This window comes from Allobosea sp., from assembly GCF_017308075.1.
Lineage (GTDB): Bacteria > Pseudomonadota > Alphaproteobacteria > Rhizobiales > Beijerinckiaceae > Allobosea.
Map to the genome: position 1 here is coordinate 1 of NZ_JAFKFX010000002.1, position 3,277 is coordinate 3,277.

Annotated in this window: 3 protein-coding genes; 2 read left to right on the forward strand and 1 reads right to left on the reverse strand. The window is 62.6% G+C overall.

Annotated elements, in window-relative coordinates:
* The first annotated feature begins 941 nt into the window (after nucleotides 1-941).
* Both J0J10_RS00025 and J0J10_RS00030 read left to right on the forward strand, forming a co-directional pair.
* Nucleotides 942-1,364: an STY0301 family protein gene (locus tag J0J10_RS00025; protein ID WP_291635485.1), complete on the forward strand. Its 423-nt coding sequence runs from the start codon at nucleotides 942-944 to the stop codon at nucleotides 1,362-1,364.
* A 47-nt stretch (nucleotides 1,365-1,411) separates the two neighbouring features.
* Nucleotides 1,412-2,563 carry a tetratricopeptide repeat protein gene (locus J0J10_RS00030; protein ID WP_291644244.1) on the forward strand — a complete coding sequence of 384 codons (1,152 nt, stop codon included), beginning with the start codon at nucleotides 1,412-1,414 and terminating at the stop codon, nucleotides 2,561-2,563.
* Nucleotides 2,564-2,755: 192 nt separating this feature from the next.
* Here J0J10_RS00030 and J0J10_RS00035 read toward each other — a convergent pair whose 3' ends face one another.
* Nucleotides 2,756-2,932, reverse strand: a complete 177-nt coding sequence (locus J0J10_RS00035) for a hypothetical protein (protein ID WP_291644245.1) — start codon at nucleotides 2,930-2,932, stop codon at nucleotides 2,756-2,758.
* Nucleotides 2,933-3,277: the final 345 nt, after the last annotated feature.

Consider the following 3,277-nt stretch of genomic DNA (forward strand, 5'->3'; position numbering starts at 1 on the left):
CCGGGCGCCCCTGGGACAACAGCACGTCGACCTGGCGCAGCTTCGCGACGATCTCTTCAGGCTTGTGCTTCTTCTGCGGCATAATGGGCATCCTCCAAGGCTCGAAAGCCTACTTCAGGGAGGGCCACTTTTCAGGGGGCAGGCCAAAGGGCGCTGACGGCAGACAAGCCTCGTTGTGGAACAGTACACGCACGTTGATGGTGGTTTTGACAGTTTCCAGCAACGCGCTGAGGCTAAGTATCGAGTGCGTCCGGGGCCGAAGTCCGCGTCGGTACAGTCTTTTTCTTGATCGAAGCCACCTCCTTGCGGGCCTTGCTGACGTTGCCGTAGTGAGAGAAAGCGAACGAATTCGCATTCTGGCTGAGTTGGATGGTTTCACGCCTTCAGGGCGCGAAAGCTGGATTCCTGCGATAGCCTGGGTTGCGAAGCACCTCCGCATTTTTCAGGCGATGTTTCTTCGAAGGTCCCGAAGGAGCAAAGCGCTCAGATCGCGGCATCGCTCGATTGCCTGACTTCGTCATTGGCGCTGGGGAGGCCGTCGCAAAAGCGACGGCCTTTTTTTGTATCGGCTCCACTGATGGGCAGATTTCATAATTGCTGCGTGCAAGCTCGATTAATCTCAGGGTTGGTGCGCTGAGTTATCAAGGCATATTGCGCCGGCGGGCCGTTTCGCCCGTAAAATGCCTATTTCGCAATTTCAAAGGTTCCTGCACGATCCAATCTCTTGCCGTAGCGTTGAAAACACTGCGTTTTTTAGCCTGATTTTTCCCGCCCACTCAAATCCTCGCACGTTTCTGACACACAGGAACCCGGGTTCTGGACCAATGGAAGGCGCGGGGAGAAGCTAGGGTCCGCGCGATTCGTTGGGTTCCGGAAAAAGGCTGACTTGAGCAATGATGGCAATGCATTTTCGGCGATCGAATGGTGACCGGCATTCGCTGATGCGCCGGATCCTGATTGTCGCGGGGTTTGCGAGCCTGGTCGCTGGCGAGGCGGCAGCCACCCCGCAATGTCCTTCCGAGGTGGAGGTCGCCCAGCAATTGACCGTGTCGCTGCCGGACTGGACCGTCCTGCGCGACCCCGTGCCGCATCGGCTGAACAGGTTGGCATTTTTCGACGGCCCGCCCGAGGAGCAGGCTTCTCTGACGCCCGATATCTCCCGAAAGGTGAAGGACCGCACGGTCTCGACCTGGCGCTTCGGCGCCGCTTCGGACCGGCGGATCTGGATCACCTGCGGCTATGCCGGGACCTCGGTTTGGCTGGTCCGCGAACTGCAGCCGGGAACGCGGCGCTGTTCGGTCACCTATTATTCGAGAGTGCGTTTCGCCGGCATGCCGTCGATCGAGAAGCTGGATTGCGAATGACGATGCCGGCCTCGGCACCCGACATGCCGCGTTGGTGACCGGCTCAGATGTCGCCGTCGACTGGCCTTCCGCTCGCGACCTCCGCCGGCCCGCATGGACGCGGGCCGGAGAGGCCGGCATCGCCCTCGCTGATCTACAGCTCGCCCAACCTGTTGGTGAAGCTTGCCGATCGCGGCGGTGCGAGCTGCGTCGTGACCTTCGATTCCTATACCGACACGACCGATCTCGATCGCGATGCCTTCGGCGAGCGCTTCTTCGCCGAGCACGGCGTTTCGGCGATCCATGTCGTGAATGCCCGCAACCGCTGGTACCACGAGCCCGACTGGCGCGAGGCGACCACGCGGGTGCGCGAGGCGGCCTGCGGCTTCTCCCGGATCGTCACCTATGGTTCGAGCATGGGCGCTTATGCCGCCCTGCGTTTCGCGGACCATGTCGGCGCCACGGCTGCCTTGGCGCTCTCCCCGCAATACAGTCTCGATCCGCGCAAGGCCCCATTCGAGAAGCGTTGGGCCGGCCATCGTCGGACGCCCTGGCTGGCGGAGCTGTCGGGGCCGCTCCCGGCCGGCGTACCCGCTCTGATCGTCTACGATCCGCTGATGAAGGCGGAACGTCTCCATGCCGAACTGATCGCGGCCGAGATGGCGGCGGAGCACCTGACATTGCCCTATGCCGGCCATGCGGCGGCGGCCTATCTGTCGGAATGCGGGCTGCTGTCCGAACTCGTCCTCGGAATTGTCGCAGGGCCGGTGGATGGCGCCGCATTCGGCCGCCGCGCGCGGGTGCTGCGCAAGCACTCGCTCCACTATCTGATGACGCTTGCCGATGCGGCGTTCAAATCCGGGCGAGGCGAGGCAGCCCTGGCGCTCGCGCGGAAGGCTACCGAGATGGCGCCGAACGCCGAACTCGGCTGGCATTTTCGCGGCTCTCTGCTCTCTCGGCTGCGGCGACACGACGAGGCACTCCTGGCCTGGCGTCGCGCGGCGGAGCTTGCTCCGGACGTCGGTGCGATCCAGCTGTGCTTCGCGCAGGCGCAACGCAAGGTCGGCGACTATGAGGGTGCCCTCGCCACGCTGCGCTCGATTTCCGGCAAGCCGGTGACACGGGAGGCAGGGCGGAGGATCGCGACGCAGATGCTCGCCTTGCGCCTGCTGCGACCCCTCGGCCGGGCTCGGCGCGCCCTGCGGGCGATGACCGATTGACCCGAGGCCTCGCGCCGACCCGGCAAAGTGCGCATGGCGCACGCAGCAGCCCTTTGCTGCCGGCCGCACTGGCTGATCGTCATGGCGGGTGCCGGGGAAGTCGATTAGCTCGTTCACGTAGGTATCGAGCCAGCTCGCCTCCCGCGGATGCGGTAAGCGCAATCGTGCGGCTCAACGTCTCGAGAGCGGGCTTCAGTCTGTAGCCGAGGCGGCGATCACAGTGAGGCGTTTCAAATCGGGGAGGTAGATGGTGAAAAGGAACACTCCCCACCACTCCATTCCATCTGCGAAGTAGTCTGAAACCTCCGGCAGCTTTGGGCTGCTCCAATCGGTGATTTCGGCCTTCTGCAATGGCGGAAATAGGAACAAGCAGACTTCCTCGAACAGCTTCTGAACCTCACTAGGGCGGGCTCGTAGAGGATACGGGGGCGCGTGAGTGCGAAGGCGAACTGCCCGCCAGATCCCGGATCTGGCAAAGTGCAGGATCCGCTATCTAATTTGATATCGTCCAAACTCTTCAAGAGAGGGTTTTGCAGTTCTTCGCCATCTGCGGTTCTCCATCTACTGGCCTGCTGCCGGTTTCGTGGACACCGAGATTGGGTGTTTCATGAAGCGGGAGGTGGCATATGCAGCGAAGACAGTTTGGGCGTGAGTTCAAGATCGAGGCGGTCCGCCTGATCAAGGACCGCGGAGTGAGCGTGGCGCAGGCATCCC

Excerpts from the sequence above, each read along its gene's own strand:
- J0J10_RS00025 (WP_291635485.1), top strand. The coding sequence starts at position 942 with ATGCGCCGGATCCTGATTGTCGCGGGGTTTGCGAGCCTGGTCGCTGGC.
- J0J10_RS00030 (WP_291644244.1), top strand. The coding sequence starts at position 1,412 with ATGTCGCCGTCGACTGGCCTTCCGCTCGCGACCTCCGCCGGCCCGCAT.